16 protein-coding genes are annotated in these 23,483 nt (G+C 67.3%); 1 reads left to right on the top strand and 15 read right to left on the bottom strand.

The features are described 5' to 3' along the window. Positions 1-53 precede the first annotated feature (53 nt). The 9 genes from dnaG to leuS form a co-directional block, all read right to left on the bottom strand. Positions 54-1,886 (bottom strand): DNA primase, encoded by a 1,833-nt coding sequence (gene dnaG, locus HMPREF2826_RS06880; RefSeq protein WP_070640471.1) that lies wholly within the window; start codon positions 1,884-1,886, stop codon positions 54-56. Next, the gene (gene ribF, locus HMPREF2826_RS06875) at positions 1,883-2,953 is read right to left on the bottom strand and encodes a riboflavin biosynthesis protein RibF (RefSeq protein ID WP_070640470.1); all 1,071 of its coding nucleotides are present in this window, start codon (positions 2,951-2,953) and stop codon (positions 1,883-1,885) included. Before ribF ends, dnaG begins: the two co-directional genes overlap by 4 nt. Then, positions 2,950-3,876, bottom strand: coding sequence for a tRNA pseudouridine(55) synthase TruB (gene truB, locus HMPREF2826_RS06870; RefSeq protein WP_070640467.1), 927 nt, complete (start codon positions 3,874-3,876; stop codon positions 2,950-2,952). Before truB ends, ribF begins: the two co-directional genes overlap by 4 nt. Beyond that, on the bottom strand, positions 3,876-4,913 hold the full coding sequence (locus HMPREF2826_RS06865) for a DHH family phosphoesterase (RefSeq protein WP_070640465.1): 1,038 nt from the start codon (positions 4,911-4,913) through the stop codon (positions 3,876-3,878). Before HMPREF2826_RS06865 ends, truB begins: the two co-directional genes overlap by 1 nt. Before the next feature lie 4 nt (positions 4,914-4,917). Continuing rightward, positions 4,918-5,340 (bottom strand): 30S ribosome-binding factor RbfA, encoded by a 423-nt coding sequence (rbfA, locus tag HMPREF2826_RS06860; RefSeq protein ID WP_070640464.1) that lies wholly within the window; start codon positions 5,338-5,340, stop codon positions 4,918-4,920. Positions 5,341-5,343: 3 nt separating this feature from the next. Then, entirely contained in the window at positions 5,344-7,965 is a 2,622-nt protein-coding gene (infB, locus tag HMPREF2826_RS06855; RefSeq protein WP_070640462.1) for a translation initiation factor IF-2, read from the bottom strand. Between the two features lie 53 nt (positions 7,966-8,018). Then, complete coding sequence (nusA, locus tag HMPREF2826_RS06850) at positions 8,019-9,278, bottom strand: transcription termination factor NusA (RefSeq protein WP_070640460.1); 1,260 nt, start codon at positions 9,276-9,278, stop codon at positions 8,019-8,021. A 29-nt stretch (positions 9,279-9,307) separates the two neighbouring features. Further along, positions 9,308-9,778, bottom strand: a complete 471-nt coding sequence (gene rimP, locus HMPREF2826_RS06845) for a ribosome maturation factor RimP (RefSeq protein ID WP_070640458.1) — start codon at positions 9,776-9,778, stop codon at positions 9,308-9,310. Between the two features lie 180 nt (positions 9,779-9,958). Then, positions 9,959-12,520: a leucine--tRNA ligase gene (gene leuS, locus HMPREF2826_RS06840; RefSeq protein WP_070640455.1), complete on the bottom strand. Its 2,562-nt coding sequence runs from the start codon at positions 12,518-12,520 to the stop codon at positions 9,959-9,961. A 336-nt stretch (positions 12,521-12,856) separates the two neighbouring features. On the opposite strand from leuS, the gene HMPREF2826_RS06835 reads away from it, so the two are divergent. Beyond that, complete coding sequence (locus HMPREF2826_RS06835; protein WP_070640453.1) at positions 12,857-14,005, top strand: toxic anion resistance protein; 1,149 nt, start codon at positions 12,857-12,859, stop codon at positions 14,003-14,005. Between the two features lie 68 nt (positions 14,006-14,073). On the opposite strand, the gene HMPREF2826_RS06830 is transcribed toward HMPREF2826_RS06835, so the two are convergent. The 6 genes from HMPREF2826_RS06830 to ileS form a co-directional block, all read right to left on the bottom strand. Beyond that, the gene (locus tag HMPREF2826_RS06830; RefSeq protein WP_070640451.1) at positions 14,074-15,132 is read right to left on the bottom strand and encodes a 5-bromo-4-chloroindolyl phosphate hydrolysis family protein; all 1,059 of its coding nucleotides are present in this window, start codon (positions 15,130-15,132) and stop codon (positions 14,074-14,076) included. Positions 15,133-15,173: 41 nt separating this feature from the next. Next, on the bottom strand, positions 15,174-16,691 hold the full coding sequence (locus HMPREF2826_RS06825; protein WP_058270459.1) for an IMP dehydrogenase: 1,518 nt from the start codon (positions 16,689-16,691) through the stop codon (positions 15,174-15,176). A 181-nt stretch (positions 16,692-16,872) separates the two neighbouring features. Continuing rightward, positions 16,873-18,159 (bottom strand): glycosyltransferase family 2 protein, encoded by a 1,287-nt coding sequence (locus HMPREF2826_RS06820; RefSeq protein ID WP_070641237.1) that lies wholly within the window; start codon positions 18,157-18,159, stop codon positions 16,873-16,875. A 31-nt stretch (positions 18,160-18,190) separates the two neighbouring features. Further along, complete coding sequence (locus tag HMPREF2826_RS06815; RefSeq protein WP_070640449.1) at positions 18,191-19,213, bottom strand: RluA family pseudouridine synthase; 1,023 nt, start codon at positions 19,211-19,213, stop codon at positions 18,191-18,193. A 65-nt stretch (positions 19,214-19,278) separates the two neighbouring features. After that, positions 19,279-19,782 (bottom strand): signal peptidase II, encoded by a 504-nt coding sequence (gene lspA, locus HMPREF2826_RS06810; RefSeq protein ID WP_083307322.1) that lies wholly within the window; start codon positions 19,780-19,782, stop codon positions 19,279-19,281. Positions 19,783-19,838: 56 nt separating this feature from the next. Beyond that, complete coding sequence (gene ileS, locus HMPREF2826_RS06805; RefSeq protein WP_083307411.1) at positions 19,839-22,646, bottom strand: isoleucine--tRNA ligase; 2,808 nt, start codon at positions 22,644-22,646, stop codon at positions 19,839-19,841. Positions 22,647-23,483 lie beyond the last annotated feature (837 nt).

Here is a 23,483-nt window from a genome sequence, read left to right as displayed (position 1 = left end):
ACAAATATCCTTTCGTCGAGAGAGACGCAGGTATGATACCCAATTGTAAGGCCTTACACACCCTGCGTCAGACGTGCCGCCAATTCGTTGACGTGCTGCTGGACCTGGTTCGCCTGACGCATCAGGTCGGCCTGATCGCCCTCCCGGGCCGCCATGACGCGCGCCTTGAGCTCCTTCAGCCGCTGGCGCGAGGTCCATAGGTCCATCATGTCAACTAGGAACTCCACCTGGGAGGCGGTGGGGATGTCGGCCGTCGAGGGCATGGTCCCCTCCGAGAGGATCTGCGGCGCCTCGGCGACGACGGCCGCGGCCGCGCCGACGACCTGCGACGGCGTGCTGTCCGGGGGCGTCGCGAGCATGGCCCAGGCCATCGCCTGGTCGCGGGGGTCCACCCACGTGAGGGAGCCGATCCTCTCCCCCTTGTCCCTGACCTGGTCGATGTCAGTCGTCATGATGGAGAGCAGCTCGCGCTCGACGGCCAGCTGGCGACGCTCGCCCTCGCTGAGCCTCAGGGGCATGCCCGCAGCCTGGCCGGAGAACGTCTGGACGGGCTCGTCATGCCGCAGGGCGGGCGTCTGGACGGGCTCGTCATGTTGACGCCCGGCGCGCCGGGCGGCGATGCGACGCTTTGCCTCGGCGACGTCAACGCCGACCAGGCCGGCAAGCTGAGTGGCAAACGCGTCCAAAAGGATGGAGTCCCCCAGCGGCGCCAGCAGCGACGAGAGGTCGTCGAGCGCGGCCACCCGCTGGCCGGGGACCGTCACGTCAAAGCGGGCGAGGCGCTTCTCGAAGACGAAGGCCATCAGGGGGACGGCGACCTCCAGCTGGGACCGAAGCGCCTCGGGGCCCCGATCCTGGAGGAACTCGGCGGGGTCGAGCCCTCCCGGCAGCACCACGCACAACAGCTCGAGCGGCGTCTTGTCAAGAAATTGGATCGTGCGCTCCGCCGCTCGCTGGCCCGCCTCGTCGCCGTCGAACATGCAGATGACGCGACGCTTGGCAAAGCGGCCGATCGCGGTCACGTGGTCCAGCGTCAGCGCCGTTCCCAGGGCCGCGACGGCGTTGGTGAAGCCGGCCTGATGCAGGGCGATGACGTCGGTGTAGCCCTCGCACACGACGGCCGTCCCCGTGCGGACCATCTCGTCCTTGGCGCGGTCGAAGGCAAAGAGATGCTTTCCCTTGCGGAAGACGGTCGTATCCTTGGTGTTGAGGTACTTGGGCTTGGCGTCGGTCAGGACGCGGCCTCCGAAGCCAATGGGGCGGCCCTGCTCGTCGCTGATGGGAAAGATCACGCGGTCAAAGAAGCGGTCCCTGAGCCCGCCGCGCCCCTCCAGGGCGAGGTCCGCGGCGAGGAGCTCCTGGTCGCTGTAGCCCTTTGAGCGCAGATGGGCCACGAGCCTGCCGCGACCCTCGGCAAAGCCCAGGCCCCAGTCCCTGCAGACGGAGGAGCCGAACCCGCGCCCGGCAAGGTAGTGCCGCGCCGCGTCCGGGCCCTCCCCGCGACCGCGCATGAGCATGAGGGCGTAGAAGTCACGGGCATCCTGCACGCAGGCCAGAAGCCGGTTGCGCCGGGGCCCCCGCCGACCGGTTCCGCGCTCCTCGGTCAGCTCGACGCCCGCCCGATCGGCCAGATAGCGGATGGCGTCGGGAAAGTCCAGGCTCTCGCGTCTCATCACGTAGGCAAAGACGTCGCCTCCCGCGCCGCAGCCGAAGCACTTCCAGAGGCCCGTCTCGGGGTTGACGTGGAACGAGGGGCTCTTCTCCTGGTGAAAGGGGCAGCAGCCCCAGTAGTCGCGACCACGACGCTTGAGCTCGACCGTCTCGCCGACGAGCGCGAGAGGGTCGGTCGCCTGGCGGACGCGCTCCTTGTCCTCGTCGCTGATCATGTTGGCACCTCCACGCCCGCGGAGCCGATGTTGTCCCTCACCCAGGCGACGTTGCCCAGCACGGTCCTCTCGAGCTCGCCGAGGGAGGCAAAGCGACGCGAGGCGCGCAGCCAGCGGCAGAAGAGCACGCTCAGGGCGTCCCCGTAGAGGTCTCCCGAGAACCCCACAAGATGCGCCTCGAGAAACGCGGGGTCGGGCGAGGAGAAGGTGGGGGGCTTGCCCACGTTGACGGCAGCCGGCCAGGCCCTGCGCCCATGAACGACGACGCCGGCGTACACCCCATCCCGAGGAAGGCAGCGCGTGGGGTCCACGACGACGTTGGCGGTGGGAAAGCCGAGGTGGGCCCCCTCGCCCCTGCCGTGCCCGACCGACCCCGAGACCAACGGGAGCCTGCCAAGGAGCCGGGAGGCGCACTCGACGTCCCCCTCATGGATGAGCCTGCGGATGCGCGTCGATGAGACCGCGACGCCGTCCGCGGCAAGGAGCTCGTGGCCCGTGACGGTGATGCCGTGGCGCTCTCCCAGGTCGCGAAGACGATCGAGCGTGCCCGCCCCGCCCCTGCCCAGCCGAAAGTTGGTTCCCACATGCAAGGCGCCCACCCTCATCAGCCGGGGCAGCGTCCGCGTGACGAAGTCCTCGTAGGTGGTGGAGGCCAGCTCGTCGTCAAAGTCAAGGACGATGACGACGTCGAGGCCGGCTCCCAGCAGGGCCACGACCCGCTCTTCGTTGGAGAGCAGGCGATGGGAGCCTCCTGCGGCGCCAAAGAACTGAGCGGGCAGCGGCTCAAACGTGAGCGCTGCGGCCAGGGCGCCGCGACGACGCGCGTCGTTCACGGTCTTCGTCACAAGGAGGCGATGGCCGCGGTGGAAGCCGTCAAATGACCCGATGCACAGCGCGACGTCACTCGTAGGTCCCAGCACGACGCCCGGGCGCGCCCAGGACCTGCCTCGCTCAAGCTCCCGGACCTCAACGCCCGTGACGGGACCCCGAAGCAGGGAGTCCCTCACCAGCCTGGACAGCTCGCCGGAAGCGAGGGGGTAGCTCGGAAGGCCGTCATGGGCGCTCATGGTCTCACCCCCGCCAGGGGCTGGGGAAAGTTGAGGTCGCACCTGAGGCGCGTCCCGTCGCGGTGCCACACCCCCACCAGGCCGCCGTCAAGGACCAGGCCCACGCGCCGTCCCTCACCCAGGCCCGCGGGAGCGTCGAGAGCCCGACCCTGCGCGGCAAGGGCGGCGACGCGGGCGTCCACGTGCCACGGACGGGCGTCCAGCAGCTTGCAGGGGTCGAGGAGCCGGCTTTCGAGGGCGGCGGGACCGTCCTTCGCGAGACGCTCGAGCGTGACGCAGTCGCTCAGGCTCACCCCGCCGGAGGCGGTGCGCCGAAGCTCGCACAGGTGCGCCGCCGTCTTGGCCATGCGGCCAAGGTCGCGGGCGAGAGCGCGAACGTAGGTGCCCTTGGAGACCTCGAAGCGGCAGCGCCACCTGAGAGGGTCGCCGGGCTCGATGCTCACGAGCGTCGCCTCGTACACGACGACGGGCCGCGGCTCGAGCTCGACCGCGCCGCCCGAGCGGGCGATGTCGTAGGCCCTGCGGCCCCGCACGGAGATGGCACTGTAGGCCGGAGGAACCTGGAGCGAGCGTCCCGTGAGGCTCGCCAGCAGCGCGCGGGCGCGCGCGGCGTCACGCAGCGCGCACGGAACGTCCGCGCTGACCGTGGGCGTGCCCTGCGCATCGTCCGTGTCGGTCTCAAAGCCAAACTCGACGCACGCCTCGTACGACTTCCGGTCGGCGGCAAGCAGTCCCAGAAGCCGCGTGGCCTGCCCCACCCCGACCACGAGCACGCCGGTGGCGGAGGGGTCGAGCGTGCCGGCATGGCCGACCCGCCGCTCGCCGAGGGCGCGGCGCACCGCCGCGACGGCGTCATGGCTCGTCATGCCAGTCGGCTTGTCAAGGCCCAGAAGGCCGTTGATGAGACTCGCCCTGCGTCGCACTATTGGAGGCTCCCCGTCCCGTCGCGCCAGTCGGGAACGTCCACGAGGTCGCGCAGCTTGGGCAGGACGGTCGCCAGGGTCTCGTCGACCGTCCCGTCAACCGTGAACCCCGCGGCGGCGACGTGCCCGCCGCCGCCCAGCGACGCCGCGACCGAGGACACGTCGTGCGTGGTCTTGGACCTGAGGTTGCCGCGCACCTGGCCTCCGGGTATCTCCTTGAGGAAGAGGGCGATCTCGCTGCCGGCGACGCTGCGGACGACGTCGATGAGCCCGTCGCATTCGTCAAGGCTCGCGCCCGTGCGCTCGAGGTCCTCCTGGGTGGCGTAGCTGTAGGCGATCTTGCCCCCCGCAAACGTCGTGATCCTTCCCATGACGGCCGACTCAAGGTGCAGGTAGCTCAGACTGAAGCTTTGGTACACGTTGAGCGAGACCTCCGAGGGCGACGCCCCGGCGTCGACGAGCAGCGAGGCGACCTGAAAGGACTCGGGGTCGGCGTTCTGGTACTGGAAGCGGCCCGTGTCGGTGACGATGGCGCAGAAGAGGCACTGGGCCATGGCGGCGTCAAGCCTGACGCCCAAGAACAGCGCCAGCTCGGTGACGATGACGCCGCTGGCGGCGGCGGAGGGCCGGATGACGGAGGCCTCGCCCGTGTGAGAGAGGCAGGGGTGATGGTCGATGATCGCGTGATGCCGGGAGCGCGCAAGCACCGCCGCGCCGTCATTGAGCCGTGCGTCAACGGACAGGTCAACGCTGACGAAGAGGTCGGGACGTCCCTGGTAGGCGCATGCGCGGACCATCTGGTCAGCCCCGGGAAGGAAGGCATAGATGCTCGGGACGGGAGCGTCGTCGGCGAGCAGGTTCCAGACGCGCTTTTGTGGCCATGCCCGACGGATGATCATCCCCAGCGCGAGGCCGGAGCCTATGGCGTCCCCGTCGGGAGAGGTGTGGGCGCAGATGGCGACTTCGTCGCTCGCCTCGATGAGACGGGCGATGTCGGCGAAGGCCTCCTCCTGCTCGCGATTGGGTGTGAGTCCCATGCGGCTACCGCCCGCCTTCCTGGGTGTGGTCCCGCGCGGCCCCGGCGGCGTCGAGGGGATAGCCGTCCGCGTCCTTCTCGACCGCAAGCGTGGGCGGCACGTTCGTGAGGGCCTTCTGGATGCGCTCGGCGTCGTCGGCCGTCGTGTCGATCTGGAAGATCAGCTCCGGCGTCACGCGCCAGCCTAGCGCATGACCCAGAAGCGAACGGATGCGGCCTCGGGCCCGGGCAAGCCCGGCCGAGACCGACTCGTAGCGATCGGGCTCGCAGCTCACGTACGCGCGCAGCACCGACTTGTCCACCGAGACCTCAACGCCCGTGATGGTCACGAGCGCGAGGTCGGGGTCGGACAGCTCGAACAGCAGGATGGAGGCGAGCTTCTCGCGGGCCTGCCGATTGACGCGACGCGAATTTTGATTCTGCTTCATGTCTTACTCCGTACGTGCGACTTCTTCGACTCGATAGGCCTCGATGGTGTCGCCCACATGGAAGTCCTGGAAGTTCACGAGGCCGATGCCGCATTCGAAGCCCGCCTTGACGCTCCTGACGTCGTCCTTGAAGCGACGCAGCGAGGCAAGCCTGCCCTCGTAGACCACGATGCCGTCGCGGACGAGGCGGCATAGGTCGTCGCGGGAGACCTCGCCCTCCTGGACCATGCAGCCCGCGGCGACGCCCACCTTGGGCACCTTGAACGTGTTGCGAACCTCGACCGACGCGGTCTGCACCTCCTGCTCGGTGGGCTTGAGCATGCCGATGCGCGCGGCGTCGATGTCCTCGATGGCCTTGTAGATGACGCTGTAGGTGCGAATCTCGACGCCCTGGCGCTCCGCGGCGGAGCGAGCCTTGGACTCGGGGCGCACGCCGAAGCCGATGATGATGGCGTTGGAGGCGTCGGCAAGCGTGACGTCCGTCTCGGAGATGGCGCCGACGGCGGAGTGGATCGTGTTGATGCGCACCTCGCTCTGGTCCATCTTGTCGAGGGAGTCCTGCAGCGCCTCGATGGAACCCTGGACGTCGGCCTTGATGATGAGGTTGAGCTCGCGCACGTCGGACTCCTCCATCGTGGAGAAGAGGTTCTCGAGCGTCACATGCTTGACCTTGTTCTGCTCCTCGATGCGCGCCTTGAGGGAGCGCTCGTCCGCGAGGCTGCGGGCGTCGCGCTCGTCCTGGAACACACGGAACTCGTCACCGGCCATGGGGACGCTCGAGAGGCCCAGGACCTCGACCGGGTCGGAGGGGCCGGCGGCGTCGACGCTCTCGCCGCGCGGGTTGACCATGGCGCGAATCTTGCCATAACACATGCCCGCGACGATTGCGTCGCCCACGCGCAGGGTGCCGCGGTTGACGAGCAGCGTCGCCACGGAGCCGCGGCCGCGGTCAAGCTTCGCCTCGAGGACGTTGCCCGAGGCGAAGGTGTCCGGGTTGGCCTTGAGCTCAAGGACGTCGGCCTCAAGCAGGACCGCCTCAAGCAGGGCGTCGATGTTGAGGTTGCGCTTGGCCGAGATGTCGATGAACATGTTCTGCCCGCCCCACTCCTCGGGCATGACGCCGTACTCCGAGAGCTCCTGACGGACGCGGGTGGGGTCGGCGCCCGGCTTGTCGATCTTGTTGACGGCGACGATGATGGGGACGTCGGCCGCCTTGGCATGGTTGATCGACTCGATGGTCTGGGGCATCACGCCGTCATCCGCCGCCACGATGAGGATGACGATGTCCGTCACGCGGGCGCCGCGGGCGCGCATGGCCGTGAAGGTCTCGTGGCCCGGGGTGTCGATGAAGGTGATGACGCGGTCGTTGATCTTGACCTGGGAGGCGCCGATGGCCTGCGTGATGCCGCCCGCCTCGCCCTCGGCCACGCCCGTGTGCCGAATGGCGTCAAGCAGCGAGGTCTTGCCGTGGTCGACATGGCCCATGACGGTGACCACGGGCGGGCGGGGCTTGAGGTCTTTGGGGTCGTCATAGAAGGTGAAGGAGTTCTCCTCCTCCTTGCTCATGACCTTGACGTCGGCGCCGAGGTCGTCCGCGACGAGTTCGATGAGCTCGTCCGACATGGACTCGGTCACCGTGAGCGGCGTGCCCAGAAGGAACAGCCGCTTGATGATGTCGTTGGCCGGCACGCCCAGAAGCTTGGCGAGGTCTGCGACCGTGGAGCCCTGGGGGACCTTGACGGTGTCGAGCTGGGAGAGGTCCTGGTCGTTCTTGATGGCCTCCTGGATGCGCTCCACCTCGGCCGCCTCCGCCTGCTGCTGACGGCGACGCTCCTTGCGCTTCTTGCGCCGTCCGGTGGACTGGCGGGCCTCCTCGATGGCCTCGCGAGCCTCCTCGAAGACGTGGCTCGCGCGCGTGTACTCCTCGGCCTCGCGCGCCATGCGGCTGTAGCGGTCCTCGCCCTGGGCGCGCTTGGAACCCTTGCGGCCCCTGCCGCGGCCGTCGCCCTCGTCGGGGCGGGCCTGGCTTGCGCCCTCGCCAGAATGCGGGGCAAAGCGAGAGCCGCGCCGCTCGCCGGGCGTGGCGTCCTTGCGGGCGGAGCGGGCGTTCTCGCGCTTGCGCGCCTTGTCCTCCTCGCGCTGCTTGAGGACCTTTTCCTGCTCGGCGATCTGGTCAAGAAGACTCGTGAAGCTCGTCGTCGTCCGGGGCGCGGTGTCCTTGATGCGCTTGCGCTCCTCCTCTTCCTTGCGCTTGCGCTCCACTTCGGCGCGGCGCTCCTCCTCCTTGCGACGGGCCTCCTCGGCCGCGAGGCGACGGGCCTCCTCCTCGGCGCGCTCCTTCTCGCGACGCCTCTCCACCTCGATACGCTTGCGCTCCGCCTCCTCGGCGGCAGCCTTCTCGGCAGCTGCCCTGGCCTCCTCCTCGGCACGCCTCTCTGCCTCGATCTTGGCGGCGTTGGCCTCGAGGATGGGCTTCATCTTCTTGCGGATGATGGAGATGTAGGCCTCCTCGAGCGACGACGAGGCCGACTTGGCCGGAATCTTCATGTCGGAGAGATACCCGAGCATCTCCTTGCTAGTGACGCCAAACTCCTTGGCAAGGTCATGAACTCTCATTTTGGGCATTGAATCACCTTCCGTACTCTTCGCGAGCGGGACTGTCGTTGTCAGGTCGCCCGCTAGCGCAGGGCGTCGGCCTCGGCGGACTGTTCGTCCTCGATGCCGTGGTGGCTCTCATGGATGCCGCAGTAGTTGGAGCCGGGTCGCGCCAGGTTGCGGCACTTGATGCCGGTGGGGCCGACGTAGTGGCAACGACGCTCCTCAGCGCCGATGAGGTCAAGGTCGGCCCCGAGGCCGCCGAGGATGTCGTCGGCGAGCGTCTCGTTCTTGATGTCGATGTGCATGCCCGTGAGGCGGGCGGCCAGGCGGGCGTTCTGCCCCTTCTTGCCGATGGCGAGCGTCAGCTGGTCGTCGGGGACGATGACGGTGGCGTGCTTCGTCTCGGGGTCCACCACGACCCTGCTCACCCGTGCGGGAGAAAGCGCGTTGGCGACGCACCTGGCGGGGTCGTCGTCCCAGAGGACCACGTCAACCCGCTCACCCTTGAGCTCGCTCACCACGGTGCGGACGCGGCTGCCCTTGGGGCCGACGCAGGCCCCCACAGGGTCGAGGCGCGGATCCACGGACGAGACGGCCACCTTGGAGCGGACGCCGGCGTCGCGCGCGACGGAGCGGACCTCGACCACGTGGTCGTAGACCTCGGGGACCTCAAGCTCGAAGAGGCGCGTGATGAGATTGGGGTGCGTGCGCGAGAGGACGATGGTGGGGCGCTGGCGCTCTCCCTTGATGGGCGCCTGCTTGGAGTCGGGGTCGCGCACGTCGATGATGATGGCGCGAATCTGCTCGTTGTGGCTGTAGCGCTCGCCGGCAGGTCGCTCGTTGCGCTCGTCGGGATGGCGGGTGAGGTCAAAGTAGGGCAGCTCCGCCTCGACGCCCTCGCGAATCTTGACGAAGGTGAACTCAGGCGTGGTCTGCAGCACGGTGCCCGTGATCAGCTCGCCGATGCGGTCCTTGAACTCGTCAAAGATCTGCCGGCGGCTGGAGTTGCGAACCATCTCGTTGATGACGCTCTTGGCATGCTGCGCCGCAAAGCGGCTGGCGTCGGAGGGCGTCACGTTGCGCTCGGTGAAGCGTGTGTACTCGCCGTAATGCTCGTCCTCCTCGTCCAGGATCATGGAGTCGTCGTCAGGGACGAGCTCGTACACGTAGACGCTGCCGGACTCCCGGTCGATGGTCACCTTCGCGCCAAACGGGAGGCGCAGGACCTTGCCGTAGCTCTCGGCCAGGGACTCCTCCAGGTTGTGGATGAGCTCGCCCTGGTCGATGTGCTTCTCCTCACAGAGCGCCATCAGGGCGTTCATCATGTCGGATGCTGCCATGTGTTGCTTTCCTTTCCTCGGCGGCGGGCCTAGAACGTTGGCTTCAGCTTTGCGGACTTGACGTCCTCAAGGTCAAGCGAGAAAGTCTCCCCGTCGCACTCGACGACGACCTTCCCACCGGCCAGCCCCTTGAGGCGTCCGGTATAGCGGCTCCTTCCCTCGGCCGCCGTGGTCTTGATGACGACCTGCTCTCCTGCGAAGCGTTCGAAGTCGCGGGGCCTCGAGAGAGGCCTGTCGAGGCCGGGGGACGACACCTCGAGCGTGAACGGGCCCTCGATGGGGTCCGCCGCGTCGAGCGCGTCCGAAATCCAGCGGGTCTGCTGGGCCACCTCGTCCAGCGTGATGGCGGGCGACCCCTCGTCGGAGTGGTCAATGCGCACGCGCACGCAGGGCGCCTTGCGCGAGGCGGTCACCTCGAGGTCGACGAGGTCGACGCCATGCTCGGCGGCCAGCGGCTCGAGCAGTTCCAGCAGCCGCATCTCCAACTCGGACGAAGCCATGCAGTCCCCTTCCCGGCACAACGTACCTGCATACTAAAAGGAAGCGGGGCAAAGGTTCTGCCCCACTTCCTCGAACGATCACGATTAAGCTCCACATACTATACGTCAGCCGGACGACGAAGGCAAGCCGGGCGCGGCGCACACAGCTCCTGCACGTCCGCTGCGATTGGCGTCAGGGCGTCATACCGCGACGACGTTCACGAGCCTGCCCGGGACGACGATGACCTTCTTCACGTCCTTGCCCTCGATCTGGGCGGCCACGGCCTCGCGCGCCAGGAGCTCGAGCTCTTCCTTCGAGATGTCCGCAGGCACGGTGATGCGCGCGCGGTTCTTGCCCTTGACCTGGACGACGATCTCGACGCTGTCGCTCTTTGCCGCCTGTTCGTCAAACGCGGGCCACGGCTCGTCGTAGACGGAGCCCTCCCTGCCCAGCGCCGCGTGAAACAGCTCCTCGGCCCAGTGTGGGCAGATGGGGGCGAGCATGCACACGATGTCGTGGGCGACGCGGCGGCACACGGCGGCGTCGCGACCCGACGCATCGACCGCGAGGAGGTACTTGCTCGCGGCGTTCACGAGCTCCATGCAGGCCGAGATGGCGGTGTTGAACTGCCCGCGGTCAAAGTCGGCCGTGCAGCGCAGGCCGAGCGCGTGCAGGGTCCGGTAGAGCTCAGCCGCTCCGTCGTCGAGGGAGGAGGGGTCCACCTCGCCCGTAGCGCCTGCGGCGCTCAGCTCCCACACGACGCGCCAGGCGCGCTTGATGAAGCGGTTGGCGCCGGCGACGGCCTCCACGTCCCAGTCGAAGTCCTTCTCGGGAGGGGCGATGAAGAGGATGGCCAGGCGCATCGTGTCGGCGCCGTAGGGCTCGATGACGCTCGCCGGGGGCACGACGTTGCCCTTGGACTTGCTCATGACGTCGCCGTGCTCGTCCTTGACCATGCCCTGACAGAGCAGGTTGGTGAACGGCTCGTCAAAGCCGACCATGCCCTGGTCGCGCAGGACTTTGGTCCAGAAGCGCGAGTAGAGCAGATGCAGGATGGCGTGCTCGATGCCGCCGATGTAGTTGTCCACGGGCATCCAGCGGTCTGCGGCCTCGCGCGAGAAGGGCGCCGCGTCGTTGTGCGGGTCGCAGTAGCGCAGGTAGTACCAGCTCGAGCAGGTGAAGGTGTCCATCGTGTCCGTGACGCGACGCGCGGGCCTGCCGCAGCGCGGGCAGGTGGTCTCATAGAACGGCGCGTACTGGGCGAGGGTCTCCCCCGCGCCCAGGTCGAGGCCGTCAGGGAGCAGGACGGGCAGATCCTCGAGCGGCACGGGGACGTCGCCGCAGTCGTCGCAGTGAATCATGGGGATGGGGTTGCCCCAGTAGCGCTGGCGGCTGATGAGCCAGTCGCGCAGGCGGAACTGAACCTTCGCGCGTCCGCAGCCATGCTCGTCCATCCATGCGACGATGGCATCGACCGCCTCGGAGTGCTTGCCGCCCTTAAGTCCCGTGAACTCCCCCGACTGCACGAGGAACCCCTCGGCGCTCATGGCGCGCTCCCAGCTCACGGAGCGCACGCGCAGCTCGCGCTCGTCCTTGAGCTCGTCGTAGAGAGGGTCGTCCTTCTCGCAGATGATCGGGGCGATCTCCAGGCCGTACTTGCGGGCGAATTCAAAGTCGCGCTGGTCGCCGCAAGGGACGCCCATGACGGCGCCCGTCCCGTAGTCCATGAGCACGTAGTCCGCGACCCAGACGGGCACGGGGCGCCCGTTCACGGGGTTGATGACGAAGCGACCGGTGGGGACGCCGTGCTTCTCGCGGTCGGACCCCTGGCGCTCCACGGAGCTGACCTTCTCAGTGGCCTCCCTGAGCTTGCGGTAGGCCGGCTCGTACGCGGTGCCGGCCACGAGCTCGGCGGCGAGGTCGCTCTCGGGCGGCAGGACCATGAACGACACCCCGAAGATTGTGTCGGCGCGCGTGGTGAACACCGATACGACGCGGTCCGTGGGCGTCACGCCGTCCGACGCGGCCAGCCTGAAGTCGATCTCGGCGCCCTCGGAGCGCCCGATCCAGTTGCGCTGCTGCGCCTTGACGTTCTCGGGCCAGCCGTCCAGCTGGTCGAGGTCGTCCAGCAGCTCCTGGGCGTAGTCGGTGATCTTGAGGTACCACTGCGAGAGCTTGCGCTTCTCGGGGACGGAGCCGCACCTCCAGCACCTGCCGTCGACGACCTGCTCGTTGGCAAGCACGGTCTGGCAGGTGGGGCACCAGTTGACCGGGGAGGTGTCGCGGTAGGCCAGGCCCCTCTCCCACATCTTGATGAACATCCACTGGCCCCAGCGATAGTACTCGGGGTCGCAGGTGTTGAACATGCGGTCGTAGTCATACGAGAAGCCCATGCGCCGCATGGTCTTGACGGCCTGAGCGATGTTCTCACGCGTCCAGGCGCCCGCCTGAGTGCGGTGCTTGATGGCGGCGTTCTCGGCCGGCAGGCCGAAGGCGTCGAAGCCCATGGGATGCAGCACGTCATAGCCCCTCATGCGGGCCTGGCGTGCCATGGCGTCGCCGATGGTGTAGTTGCGGGCGTGGCCCATGTGCAGGTCGCCCGAGGGGTACGGGAACATCTCCAAGACGTACTTCTTGGGCTTGGAGGGGTCCTCGTCGGTCGCGTAGCGGCCCTCCCGGTCCCAGACCTCCTGCCACGTGGCCTCGATGGCCTGGGCGTCGTAGGTCGGACAGCCCGTGCTTTCGCTTACGCTCTCACTCATAGGGAAGACCTTTCCTACACGCGGACATACGCTGGTTGATTCTAGCAGGTATGCGCCGCGGGAGCGCCTGTGCGCGGCGGGACGAGAAAGACGGGCGCCGGCGGCTGCGACACGGGGCGACGCCCCGCGCGTGAGACGAGCGGGCTGAGAGCCCGTCCGCGGCGGGCATGGGGACCATAGGTAAGCGGATCGTCAGGCATCGGTACGGGTTTGGGCAAATGCGCTCATTTGACCCGAGTTTACCGACGGTACGCACGCAGTGCGCCTCCCCACCGCTACACTGATGTCACAAAAGCACGCGAGGTGCCCGTCGGCACCCGTCATCGGGAGGAACACATGTCAGACGCCTTTGAAGACATCAAGCTTGACGTCCCGGAGCCCGAGCTCGAGTTTGGCTCGCCGGCCGCGACGCCCTCCGAGCCCTCAGGCGCGGCGCCGACACGCGATGAGGCCCTCGTCTCGTCCCTCACACCAGAGGAGCGCGCCAAGATCAGCGAGTTCGCCCGTAAGATCGACGTCACCGACACGGCGGGCGTCCTCGCCTATGGGGTGGGGTCCCAGCGCAAGGTCTCGGAGTTCTCGGAGCGCGCGCTCGCAGGCGTTCGCGGACATGACCTGGGCGAGGTCGGCGACGACATCAACGCGCTCGTCGTGACGCTCAAGAACTTCGACCCCAACCAGAAGGACACGGGCCTCTTGGGGCTTTTCCACAAGGCCAAGAACAACCTCGAGGCGCTCAAGGCCCGCTACAGCGAGGTCGAGAAGAACGTCGACGGCATCTCGGGCATCCTCGAGACCCACCAGAGGACGCTCCTCAAGGACATCGCCCTCCTCGACCAGCTCTACGACCTCAACGAGGCCTATTTCAAGGAGCTGACGATGTACGTGGCAGCCGGCAAGGAGAAGCTCGCCACCGTGCGCAGCGAGGACCTCGCGGCGCTTCAGGCCAAGGCCGCCCAAAGCGGCCTCGCCGAGGACGCCCAGGCCGCCCGCGACCTCTCCCAGAAGTGCGACCGCTTCGAGAAGCGCATCTATGACCTCGAGCTCACGCGGCAGGTGGCGCTCCAGACGGCTCCCCAGATCCGTCTCGTCCAAAGCTCCGACGCCGTTATGGCCGAGAAGATCCAATCCACCGTGGTGAACACCATCCCCCTGTGGAAGAACCAGATGGTCATCGCCCTGGGCGTCGAGCACGCGAACCAGGCAGCCCGCGCTCAGCGCGCCGTGGCCGACATGACAAACGAGCTCCTCAGGAAGAACGCCGACCAGCTCAAGATCGCCTCCGCCGAGGCCGCCCGGGAGGCGGAGCGCGGCGTCGTTGACATCGAGACGCTGCAGCACACCAACGAGCAGCTCATCTCCACCCTCGACGAGGTGTCGCGCATCCAGACGGAGGGTCGCGAGAAGCGGCGTCTTGCCGAAGCTGAGCTCGCCAAGATAGAGGGCGAGCTCAAGACGAAGCTCCTTGAGGCGTCACGACACTAGCCTCGCCGCCGCCAAGGCGGCCACAAGCAACGGACCGGGCAGCAGGCCCGAAAGGCGTCGGCGACGCTCTAGGGCCGGGGCCTCAGGGCGCCGCCGTCATCGACGAGGCCGTCCTGCTCGAGCATCGTGCGCATGACGCTCATGTCACCGGCGAGATCCCACGACTGCTCGGTGAGAAGCTCGTCCGACAGCTTGGAGAGCCCGGCACCCACCTGTTTGAACGTGCCCTTGAGCTCGCCTAGGATCGTTCGCGCCGTCACGCTCTGGGCGCCGTGCGACTCCAGCTCGGCGAAGGAGTCCGCCAGCTTGAGCGTCGTGGGCAGGTAGTACGAGGCGACGCGACGCATTCGCGAGGCGGTCTGGGGATGCGCCCTCACGTAGGCGGTGATGCCCTCGACCCTGGCGGCTATCTGCCCCAGAAGCGCCCGTGCCTCCATGTCCTCGATGCGCTCGCCCACGGCCCGGACGCTTCGCACGAAGGAGGCGCACGCGCCCAGCACGTCCTCTGTGCCGCACGACTCGTCCCTGACGACATGAGCCTCGTCCCATGAGCGCGAGCTCAGGAAGAGGGTCTCAGCGCCCTGAAGCATGCCCAGGTGGCCCTGCGGGATGAAGCCGCGGTCGATGGCGTCGCTCACGAGCGGGCGCAGACGGTCCTGGGTGACCTCCACCCGTCCCGCCAGCTCCCTCAGCGTGATGAGCTCCGTGTCGCCGAGCTCGTCCGACATCGCCTTCAGCAGCTTGGTCATGCGGCGTCGGCCGACGCCGCGCCCGACGAGGGTCTTTGCCCCCCACCCGGCCAAGGCTCCGAGAACGATCGCCACGATCCCGGGGCCCCGCAGGCCGGCGGCAGCGAAGGAGATGCCCAGGGTCAGCAGGGGAAGCGCCACCAGACCCGCCATGAGGCCGCCCGCAATCTCACCGGTGCCGCGCAAGAGCGCGTCTCGCTCGCAGATGATGTAGGGAGAGGGGTCGCGCCTTGCCAGGCCCAGCTCCTGGGCGACGTCCGCCGCCGTCCTCGCGAGCGAGGCGGCCATGCCCTTGAAGTCGATCTGGGCGAGGGCGGCGTCAACCTCGTGGAGCAGGTCGACTTCCTCGTCGTCGTCCCAGCCGTTCGTGTCAGCCATCCCCACCGCCTCCCCCGTGACGTCGCCTGACCAAGGGCGCGCTAGGACCTGAACTGGACGTTGGAGTCGGCGTCCTTGAGAATCACATCGTGGGCGCCGCCCTCGACGAGCGAGGTGGCGGACACGAGGGTGATCTTGGCCTTCTCGCGAAGCTCTGGCAGGGTCAGCGCGCCGCAGTTGCACATGGTGGAGCGAACCTTCGTGAGCGAGGTGTCAACGTTGTCCTTGAGCGGGCCGGCGTAGGGAACGTAGGAGTCAACGCCCTCCACGAACGAGAGGCCCCGCTTCTCGTCCCCAAGGTCATAGCGCTGCCAGTTGCGCGCGCGGGCCGAGCCCTCGCCCCAGTACTCCTTCACGTAGGAGCCGTTGACGTTAAGGCGGCGCGTGGGCGACTCGTCAAAGCGCGCGAAGTAGCGTCCCAGCATGAGGAAGTCGGCGCCCATGGCAAGCGCGAGCGTCATGTGATAGTCGTAGACGATGCCGCCGTCCGAGCACACGGGCACGTAGATGCCGGTCTCCTCAAAGTACTCGTCACGCGCGCGGCACACGTCGATGAGGGCGGACGCCTGGCCGCGGCCGATGCCCTTCTGCTCGCGCGTGATGCAGATGGAGCCGCCGCCGATGCCCACCTTCACGAAGTCGGCGCCGCAGTCGGCGAGGTAGCGAAAGCCCTCAGCGTCCACGACGTTGCCGGCGCCCACCTTGACGCTCTCGCCATAGCGCTCGCGCACCCAGCCGAGCGTGAGCTTCTGCCACTCCGAGAAGCCCTCGGACGAGTCGATGCACAGCACGTCCGCGCCGGCCTCGACCAGCTTGGGGACGCGCTCGGCGTAGTCGCGGGTGTTGATGCCCGCGCCCACGACATAGCGCTTGCGTTCGTCGATGAGCTCGTCGGGGCGGGACTTGTGCGCGTCATAGTCCTTGCGAAACACGAGGGACGAGAGCCTGCCCTCGTCGTCGATGACGGGCAGCGAGTTGAGCTTGTTGTCCCAGATGATGTCGTTGCAAGTCTTGAGCGTGCTTTTTACGTTGGTCGTGATGCACTCCGCCGCGGGGGTCATGAACTCGCGCACGAGCTTGTTGCGGTCGTCGCGGGAGACCCGGTAGTCGCGGCTCGTGACGATGCCCGCGAAGCGGCCGTGGGGCCTCCCGTCGTCGGTGACGGGCATGGTGGAGTGTCCCGTGCGGTCGCGGATGTCCAGCACGTCCTGAAGCGTCATGTCGGGGGCGAGCGTGGAGTCGGACACCACGAACCCGGCCTTGTACGTCTTGACCTCGCGGACCATGGCGGCCTCGTCATCGGGCGACTGGGAGCCATAGATGAACGAGACGCCGCCCTCCTGGGCGAGGGCGATCGCAAGGCGCGGTCCCGAGACGGCCTGCATGATGGCCGAGACGAGCGGCACGTGCATGGTGAGGGCGGGCTTCTCGCCCTTGCGGAAGCGCACGAGCGGGGTGTCGAGCGACACGTTGGCGGGGACGTTCTCATGCGAGGAGTAGCCAGGGACCAACAGATACTCAGAGAAGGTGTGGGACTCTCCCTCGAAGAAAACCGCCATGGACGACTCCTTTGCCAGTCGGATGCAGGGGTGGGCTAGAGAGGATTCTAGCATCTATGGCTGGCGTGGGTCATGCCCCCGGGCTGCCGGAAGCTGACAACTTGAAAACCCGGTGCGCGACGACTGGCGCGCCCGCGCGGGCGCACGCCCTCCTTCGGACGAGGCCGCCCGGCGCCCTCCCCTACTTGGCGCCCTCCCCCACGACGTCATCAAAGTTCACGGCGATGTCGTGCTTGGTGGGGACCCACTCGACCTTCTTGAAGAGAGCGGCGATCGTGATGGGGATGTACGTCATCATGAAGATCGGGAAGGTGAAAAGGTTCGTGACGACGCGCCAGCGCTTGGTGACGTGAATGTGCTTGCGCTCGCTGATGGTCGTGATGAGGGCCAGGATGAAGAAGACAACGTACATGGAGGCAAATGTCATCACCAGCGACGCGACGCACATGGCGAGCTCGGCGTTCGTGGCGATGAAGCCGTGGCTGAGCGAGCCGATGACGAGGTAGGTGGCGTTGACGATGGCAGAGACCAGCGTGAGGATCATGCCGGGCGCCACGGTCATGAGCATGTCGTAGGAGGCAAACTGGCCTGAGCGAATGCCGTGCACAAGGTTGCCGCAGTATGAGAAGAACACCTGATAGAACCCCTTCGTCCATCTCATGCGCTGCGTCCAGGACGCGCGGAAGGTGACCGGCTGCTCGTCAAAGAACTCCGCGGGGGCATATCCGATGCGAATGCCGTGGGCGCAGCAGAAGGCGGAGAACTGGATGTCCTCGGTGAGGGTGTGGAAGCGCCAGCCGTGCATGCCGCGCACGATGCTCGCGGCCACCATCCAGCCCGACCCCGATATGGCGCAGCTCGTGCCCATGAGCATGCGCGCGTTGTTGAGGTATTTGGCCTCGCGCAAAAACCAGGTGGCATACGCGGAGCTGATCCAGCTGGAGTCGAAGTTCTTTGAGTTGCGGTAGCTCGTGCAGACCAGGTAGCCGGCGTCAAACGCCTGATTCATGATCTTGACGTAGTCGGGGGCGACGATGTTGTCGGCGTCCATGACGAAGAACGCCTCGTACTTGTCGCCGTACTCGTTGAGGATGCGGTCGAACGCATAGTCGAGCACCCAGCTCTTGCCCTTGCGCGCGAGGTCGTTGCGCTCCCAGGTGATGGCGCCCGCCTCCTTGGCCATCTGCGCCGTCTTGTCCGTGCAGGCGTCTGCGATGACGAAGCAGTCGATGAGCCCGTCGTAGCGCTGGGTGAGGATGGACCTCACGAGGTTGCCGATGACCGGCTCCTCGTTGTGCGCGGCGATCACGAACGCGTAGGAGTGGTCAATCTCGGCCTCGGGAAGGCGCACCTCGCCGTGCAGCCAGACGCGAATGATGTAGACGACCTGGTAGAAGTACGCAAAGGTGAAAAACACCCACATGACGGCGTTGAAGATGACGATGGGCGTGACGCCGACCTTGAGCATGTCCACAACGAGCCTCTTTCGCGAGCGGGCGCTACAAGACGCGTCTCGCGAGCCGGGGACAGATGTCCTGTCCCGCCCGGGTGCGCCCCATGGAACGTTCTGTCAGTGATTCTAGTACAGCGAGCAGGTCGTCGGGGAGCCGGTCGGCAAAGACCAGGTCCTTGCCCGTGACGGGGTGGGTGAAGGCGAGATGCCAGGAGTGCAGGAACTGTCGGGTCAGACCCAGGTTCCGGAAGGCGTTGCCCATGCCGTAGAGCGAGTCTCCCACCACGGGATGGCCGACGTGACGCATGTGCACACGAATCTGGTGGGTGCGCCCCGTGTACAGGTGGCACTCCAGCAGCGAGAAGCCCTCGTCGCGCCGGGTCGCCTCAAAGCGCTCGAGCGTCCTGAATGTGGTGATCGCCTGGCGGGCCAGCGGGTCGTCCGTGACCGCCATGCGCAGGCGGTCCCGCGTGGAGCGGGCGATGCCGGTGGTGATGGTCGCCTCCTCGACGGCCACGTAGCCCTGCACGAGCGTCACGTAGCGACGGTCGAGCGTGCGCAGACGTATGAGGTCCTGCAGGGCACGCTGGGTCGCGTCGTCCTTTGCTGCCACCATGAGCCCGGAGGTGTCCATGTCGAGCCTGTGGACGATGCCCGGGCGCTCGTCACCCTGGAGAAGCCCGAGCCTGCCGTAGCCGCAGCGGGCGACGAGGGCGTTGGCGAGGGTGTCGTCCACATGCCCCGGGCTCGGGTGGCACACGAGGCCAGCCTGCTTGGACAGGACGAGGAGATGATCGTCCTCAAGGCGGACGTCCAGGGCGATGTCCGGGTTGGGGGCGAGGGGGCCCGTGGTCTCGAGCACCGGCACGCGCGCCCGGACGCGGTCGCCCAGAAGCAGGCGTTCCGACTTTGACGCCGCGGCCGTGCCGTTGATGCTCACGTCGCCGGACTCGATGAGGCGAACGCAGGCCGAGCGCGAGGGAGCCCCCTCGAGCGTCGCAAGAAACGCGTCAAGGCGCAGGCCGTCCCCCTCGGGCCCCACCAGGCCCTCGACGAGCCTCTCTGCCATGGTTCACCTCCTGCAGCGTCGCGCAAGGGTCGGGCATGCGCCTGCGGGCGCGCCCTCACGCCTCGTCAGCCGCGCTCGTCCTGTCGGGCACGCCGCACGTCCCAGACCCACCAGCCCACGAGCGCGCAGCCGACGCCCAGCGTCACGAAGACGTCCGCGACGTTGAAGACCGGAAACGATACGAACGAGAGGGAGAGAAAGTCCGTCACGGCCCCCAGCGCAAGCCGGTCGATCATGTTTCCCAGGCCGCCGCCGGACACGAAGCCCAGGGCGATCGCGAGCGTCAGGGGCAGCTCCTGCGTCCAGACCAGATAGCAGCAGACGACCACCGTAAAAAGCGCGATGGCGACGAACAGCAGCCCCTTGCCCTCCCCCACGCTGAATGCGGCGCCTGTGTTCTGCACCCTCGTGAGGTCCACGACGCCGGGGATGAGCCGCGCGTGCGCGCCCTCGGGCACACGGGCGCGCACGGCAGCCTTCGTGGCCTGGTCGACGAGGACGGCCACGATGATGACGAGCCAGAAGCTGACGGCGCGCAGCCCCCGGACCGAGGCAGGACCGTGTCCCATGACCTCACTCACCCCCCTGCGCCCGGACGTCCGGGCAAACGCGACGCGGCACGGCGCTACTGCGCGCTGATGACATCGTGACACCTCTCGCACAGGCCGTCCTCGCCAAGCTCGTGCCAGGTCCAGCAGCGGGGGCACTTCTCGCCGCGGGCGGGCAGCACCTCGCAGGCGAGCTCCTCGCCCTCGCTCACGTTGACCTCGGAGCACACGAAGGCCTCGGCGAGGTCGGGCGCGGCGTCGCCACTCAGCAGCTCGAACATGTCATGCGGCAGCACGAGCTCGGCGCGTGTGGCGGAGCTGCTCTTCTCGGTGACGACGCCGGACTCGAGCGCCCGGTCGTACGCCTTCGTGAAGGCCGAGCGAGCCTGGCCGAGTGCCTCGTAGGCAGGCAGCAGCGCCTCGTATGCGTCCCTGCCGAGAGGCGCCTGGAACCAGTCGAGCAGGGCGGCGAACTCCTGCCCGTCCTTGAGCGAGGGGGGCAGGTAGGCCATGACCTCGTCGGTGGTGTAGGCGAGGATGGGCTGGAAGTCGTGGACGAGCATGGAGAGGATGTACGACCAGGCCGTCTGGGCGCTCCTGCGGCCGCGGGATCCGACGGCGTCACAGTAGGTGCGGTCCTTGGTCGCGTTGAGGTAGTCGTTGGAGAGCTCGGTGATGATGTAGTCGTAGAGCGTGCGGAAGACCACGTTGAAGCGATAGCCCTCGTAGGCGGCGGACACCTCGTCGTGCACCTGGCACAGGCGCGCCACGGCAAGCTTGTCCAGAGCAAGCAGCTCCTCCACCGCAAGGCCGTCCGCCGCGAGGTCAAACTGGCCCTCAAGCTCGCCCAGCAGGAAGCGGAAGGTGTTGCGGACCTTGCGGTAGGCGTCGCCCACATGCGAGAGGATCGCGTCGTCGCAGGGGACGTCGGCGGAGGTGTCCACGGAGGCCACCCACAGGCGCAGCACGTCCGCCCCGCGGGTGTCGCACTCCTTGTTGGGGTCGATGACGTTGCCCAGGGACTTTGACATCTTGCGCCCCTGGCCGTCGAGGGTGAAGCCCTGGCTCACGACGGCCTTGTAGGGAGCGACGCCGTAGGCGCCCACCGACGTCATGAGCGAGCTCATGAACCAGCCGCGATGCTGGTCGGAGCCCTCGAGGTACAAGTCGGCGGGGAAGGCGAGGTTGGGTCGGTGGCGGCACACGGCGGTGTGCGAGACGCCCGAGTCCCACCAGACGTCGAGGATGTCGCGGTTGGGCTTGAGGCGGTGCCCGCCGCAGGAGGGGCAGACGCAGGCATCTCCCAGGTAGTCCTTGGGGTCGTCCGTGAACCAGGCGTCCGAGCCCTTCTCGCGAAAGAGCGTCACGACCCTGTCGAGCGTAGCGTCGCTCATGACCGTCTCGCCGCAGTCCTCGCAGGTGTAGGCCGGGATGGGCACGCCCCAGTTGCGCTGGCGCGAGATGCACCAGTCCGGCCTGCCCTCGACCATGGAGCCGATGCGCTTGACGGCGTGCGCCGGATAGAAGGCGACGTGGGAGAGGGCCTCGAGGGCCTCGGCGCGCAGGTTGGTCTTGTCCATCGAGACGAACCATTGGCTCGTAGCGCGGAAGATGACCGGTCGCTTGCAGCGCCAGCAGTGCGGATAGCTGTGCGTGATGTCCTCGTGCAGGATGAGCGTGCCGCGCTCCTCGAGCCACGCGATGATCTTGGGGTTGGCCTCGTTGACCTCCATGGCGCCCCAGGGGCCTCCGCTGCCGATGGCGTCGCCCTTGAAGAAGACGCCATCGTCGTCCACGGGCATAATCACCGGGATGCCAAACTTGACACCGGCGACGTAGTCATCCACGCCGTGGCCGGGCGCGGAGTGGACGATGCCCGTACCGTCGTCGAGGGTGACGTAGTCGGCGAAGATGAACTCGCCCGTCTCGCCCGCGTCGCCGAAGACGGGCTGACGATAGCGATTGTGGGCGAGCTCCGCCCCGCTCATGCTCCAGACCTCGCCCGCCGCGTCGCGCGCGAGCTCAAAGCGCTCGTAGCCAAACTTGGCGCAGCAGCGCTCATGGAGGGCCTCTGCCATGATCTCGGCGCGGCCGTCCACCACGACGGCCACGTAGCGGGCCTCGGGATGGAGGATGACGGCGGCGTCGGCGGGCAGGGTCCAGGGCGTCGTCGTCCAGATGTCAACCCAGAGCCGGCCCGCCCAGCCCTCGAGCCCCTCGGGCACCGTCGTCATCTCGAAGCGCACGAATATGGCCGGTGAGACCTCGTCCGCATACTCTATCTCGGCCTCGGAGAGGGCGGTGTGGCAGTGGCTGCACCAGTGGACCGGCTTGCGTCCGCGATAGATGGCGCCCTTGTCGAAGATGGCCTTGAAGATCTCGACGTCCGTCGCGTCATAGTCGTTGACGTAGGTGAGATAGGGGTTGTCCCACTCGCCGAGGACGCCCAGGCGCTTGAAGCCCTGGCGCTGCGTGTCCACCTGCTCGACGGCCATCGTGCGGCAGAGCTCGCGAATCTTCTCGGTGGGAAGCTCGTTGAACTTCGCAGTGCCGAGCGTCTCCTCCACCTTGTGCTCGATGGGCTGGCCGTGGCAGTCCCAGCCGGGCACGTAGGGGGTCTGGAAGCCGCGCATCGCCCAGTAGCGGTTGATGATGTCCTTGGAGATCTTGTTCTGGGCATGACCCAGGTGGATGGGGCCGTTGGCATAGGGGGGACCGTCGTGCAGGACGAACTTGTCATGCCCCTCGTTCTTGGCCATGAGCTGCTCGTAGACCTTGTTGCGCTCCCAGTCCCGCAGCCGCGCCGGCTCGTTCTGGGCGAGGTTCGCCCTCATGGGAAACTTCGTCTTGGGAAGGTTGGTCGTGTCCTTGTACCTGTTTGCCACCGCGCGCATCCCTTCTGCCTGGGCGCCAAAAAGGCGCCCGTCCCTTGTTGCTGGGACGAAGCGCCCTGACGGTCGGACTTCGTTGAAACCACCCAGCAAGCGGCCATGTGCCGCAACTCGGCTGGCCTGTCTCGGCGGCCACTCCGTCGGCGCCTACTGACGTCGCCGGCGCCTGGGTGGGCGCGCTGACGCGTTGGGGCCGCAGCTCCGGGGTGATCTTCCTCGGGGGCCGCTGGCGGGATCTCACCCTCCCCGCTCTCTGTGCAACGGCCGGTCCCTCGTACTGTCCCCTTCACAGCATTGGGGAGCATGATAGCACGGCGGCGGGCTTCGTGCCTTGCTCCGACTTCCTGTTCCGACCTCTGCCGCGCCGACACATGCCACGCCGTGCGCCCCGCACTAGGCCCTGGCGCCCACTCCCCTCGGCGCTCGTCGGGACCCCTGGCACCTTTCTCAGCACTCATCTTGTGTTATTGCTCACTTTTGCGTCGATTCGGCCCCGATTGTGTGTCAAAAGGCAAGATGGGCATGGCAATTTGTTGTGACCTGCAACATCAAGACATGACGGCACGAGGACATCAAGGCAGTACGACATGACGCGCGCCTCGGGAGAGTGGCAAGGAGCGTGGGAGTCGCGACAGCTGCGCTCGCACGTGCCCACTATGATCGAGCCTGTCTCCAAGCACTTTTTTCGAAGTCTCTGTCATTGGGTCAGCGCAGCACAATGTGCCTGTTGAGCCAGTCAGACGCCAGCTTGCCGCATGTCACGCATGACGAATGTTCGCGTTCGTCGCCAGTTGATGTCGAGATGGTCCCATACTGAGAGGCCACATGGGC

Origin of the sequence: Olsenella sp. HMSC062G07 (assembly GCF_001811895.1) — a bacterium.
GTDB lineage: Bacteria > Actinomycetota > Coriobacteriia > Coriobacteriales > Atopobiaceae > Olsenella_F > Olsenella_F massiliensis.
The sequence above is the reverse complement of the archived record's forward strand: the minus strand, read 5'-3'. Positions and strand labels throughout refer to the sequence as shown.